Annotated in this window: 3 protein-coding genes and 1 pseudogene; 1 reads left to right on the plus strand and 3 read right to left on the minus strand. The window is 69.8% G+C overall.

The window, feature by feature from the left end:
• The 3 genes and pseudogenes from GRX66_RS20625 to GRX66_RS17800 form a co-directional block, all read right to left on the minus strand.
• A partial coding sequence (locus GRX66_RS20625) for a methyl-accepting chemotaxis protein (RefSeq protein WP_325064186.1) occupies positions 1–846 on the minus strand: 846 nt, incomplete at its 3' end.
• Positions 847–1,333: 487 nt separating this feature from the next.
• Positions 1,334–1,654 (minus strand): annotated as a pseudogene (locus GRX66_RS20875) (chemotaxis signal transducer protein MpcT); the annotation flags it as partial.
• Positions 1,655–1,829: 175 nt separating this feature from the next.
• The gene (locus GRX66_RS17800; RefSeq protein ID WP_159527697.1) at positions 1,830–2,114 is read right to left on the minus strand and encodes a DUF5789 family protein; all 285 of its coding nucleotides are present in this window, start codon (positions 2,112–2,114) and stop codon (positions 1,830–1,832) included.
• 264 nt (positions 2,115–2,378) lie between these two features.
• Here GRX66_RS17800 and GRX66_RS17805 point away from each other — a divergent pair.
• Positions 2,379–3,099: DUF7139 domain-containing protein (locus GRX66_RS17805; protein ID WP_233745652.1), on the plus strand; the 721-nt coding region annotated here is incomplete at its 3' end.

The raw sequence follows: 3,099 nt of genomic DNA on the forward strand, positions 1-3,099 counted from the left end.
CGTCCCCGCGTCGGCCGGGACGTCGAAGTCGTCGAGCAGCTCCGCGAGCGCCTCCGTGCGCTGCGCGAGGCCGGTCATCCGGCCCGCGACGTCGTCGGTCGCCTCGGTCTGCTCGTCGGCGGCCGTCGCGACCGTCTCGGCCTCCGCGGCCGTCTCCTGACTGACGCTGCCGACCTCGTCCACCATCCGCGCGACCTCCGTCGTTGACTGGGCGCCCTGCTCGGTCGCCGTCGAAATCTCCTGGACCGCGGCGTTCACGTTCGCCACCTCGTCGACGATTGCCTCGAAGTCCCGGAGCACGTCCTCGGCGTTCTCGATCTTCCGGTCGACCTCCGTGTTCACGTCGTCGATGGCGGCGGTCGCCTCGTCCGCCTGGTCGGTGACCTCCGCGACGAGTTCGGAGATGTCACTCGCCTGCTCGCTGGTCTCTCCGGCGAGGCTCTTGACCTCGTCGGCGACCACCGCGAACCCGTCTCCGTCGCCGTCCGTCCGTGCGGCCTCGATGGACGCGTTCAGCGCCAGCATGTTGGTCTCCTCGGCGATGTCCTCGATGACCGCGGTGATGCCGTCGATGCGGTCGACAGCCTCGGCCAGCGACGCGACTGTCTCGGCGACGGCCTGGCTCTGCTCGCGCAGGTCCCGTAGCTCCGAGATGGTCTCCTCGACGGCTTCGCGGCCCGCCTCGCCCCGGTCGGCGGCCGACTGCGCGGTGTCCGCGACGTCGTCGGCGCTCGCCGCGATCTCCTCGACGGACGCCGACAGCGTGTCCATCTCCGCGGCGATGTCGTTCAGTTGCTCGGTCTGCTGGGCGGCGCCCGCCGCGATCTCGTTGACAGACCCGCTCACTTCCGCGCTGTTGTCGGCGACGTCCCCCGACCCGCTGGTCGGTCGCCCGGGCCGCCGACAGCACCTCGTCCGCGAACGACTGGATGTCGGCGATGGTGTCCGCCAGCGTCGCGACGAGGTCCTCGACGTCGGCCGCGACCGCGCGGTGCTCCTCGCCGACGTCCAGTTCCGCGGCGTCGACGGTCGCCGTCAGGTCGCCGTGCTGGGCGTCCTCGATGGCATCGGACAGTGCGTCGACGAGACGCTGGAGCTGTCCCGACTGCGCTTCCAGTTCGTCGGTCTTCGTCTCGAGCTCTCGGGTGTACGCCTCGAGGCTCGCGGCCATCTCCGCGATGCTGTTCCCGAACGCGCCCGGCACCTCGTTGTCCAGGGCCGGGTCGTCGAAGTCCTGGCGCGCGAGCGCGTCCGCCTGCCGCGCGGCCGTCCCGAGGTTCGACTGCATGTCCTCGAAGGACGCGACGAGACCCGCGACCTCGTCGTGACGGTCGCTGTCGGGAATCTCGACGTCCTCGAACTCGCCCGCGGCGACGTCCGTGGCCGCGGCGTCCAGCGCCACGATGGGCTCCACGAGGTCGCGCTCGGCGACGAGGTACGTGTTCGCGAACGCGACCGCGGACAGTGCGAGCGTCGCCCCGACTCCGGCGACCTGGACGGCCCCGTCGGTGAACACGGCCAGTATCGCCATCGCAACCGCGCCGAGGAACTGCAGGCCGACCGCCGTGAGCATCTTCCGTTCGATCGACCCGTCAGCGCCAATCAGCGCCATCGACCGCCAGAGGAAGTGTTCGTAGGTCCTGCGAATCGTCATGCACGGCGATTAACGGACTCACCTAAAAGGGGTGGACGGTGATTCCCAGAACGTTGGAGAACCCGTCGCCGGGTTCGAAGGGCGCAAGGGCAGAAATATTGCGGTTTCGGCAAACAATCGACTCGGAAGGGACTCGGACGCCGCGAGCCGGGCGTCGCCTGTGGCGCGTCGCCGGTCACTCCGTTGGGACGGGACCCGACCCGATGACGTCTCGGATCGCGTCCTCGAACTCGCGGCGCGTCTCGAAGTAGGGGATGTCGACGTCCTCGAGGAGTTCGTCGAGCCGCCGGGGGCCGTCCGGCGTCCGGATGACCGAGTCCCCCTCCTTGCGGACGACCTCGCTCTTCTGCTGAGCCCACGTCAGTCGGGACGCTACGCGCGGGAGCGGCGCGCCCTCGACGGATTCGCCGTCGCCCAGTTCGACGGCGGGTTCGTCCTCGTCGTCGTTGTCGTCAGCCATGCACGGGGGTTCGGGGGGGCGTGGATTCAACCTTTCGAAGCATGCGTGCCCGACCGGAGGGAGGGCACGTTGTGGCGAGCGGCGACCGGCGGGAGCCGCGAGGAGCGTGGCCGATCGAAGTGAGGGCACGTTGTGGCGAGCGGCGACCGGCGGGAGCCGCGAGCAGCGCGCCCGAACGTGGCGCTCCCACAGTACGGTAAACCGCGGGTCGAACGGTCTCTTGTCTGACGTACTGTTTTTACCCTGGGCCCGTAACGGTCCCTCATGACTAGCCTGGGGGAGACCTACGACCGGCGCGCCGGCGATGCCAGCCAGCGGCGCGTCTACCTCGGTACCGGCCTGTTCGCCGCGGGCGCCCTCCTCGTCGTCGGCGGGATTCTCGCGGGCGGCACCGGCGTACTCATCAACAACGGCTACGGCCCCTACGAGAGCCGCGAAATTGCCGGCATCCTGGCTGGACTCGGCATCCCGGCGGTGTTCGTGGGTATCTTCACCGTGCTCCCCGCGAACCGACTCCAGCGCGCCGCAGCAGCGGTCGGCGCCGGCCTCGCCGTGCTCGGCGTCATGTTGTTCCGGGCGTCGTACCCGTACAACTGGTACACGCCCGGAACTGGGGTACCGTCCACGGGGACGCTGGCGTTCATTCTCGTGTACACCGCGGGCATCATCACGACGTTCTGGTGTCTGTTCACGGCGGTCGCGACGTTCAAAACCCGCAACGACCCCGGCGGCACCGTCACGCTCACCGTCACGAAGGACGGCGAAACGCACACGGTCGAGGTGCCAGCAGACGACGTGGAGAGCGCGCGCGAGAAGCTGGCGTCCGGGAGTTTCGGTGGCGTCGGCGTCTTCGGCGGGGTCGAGGACCCGAAGCAGGAGACGCGCGCGAACGCCTCGGAGCCCGCGCCGTCGGCGAGCGGTGACGGCGCGACGGTCACCACCGACGACGCCGTCGACTACCTCGGGCGGGACGTCGACCGGGTCG

The organism is Halobacterium bonnevillei (genome assembly GCF_009831555.1).
Classification (GTDB): domain Archaea; phylum Halobacteriota; class Halobacteria; order Halobacteriales; family Halobacteriaceae; genus Halobacterium; species Halobacterium bonnevillei.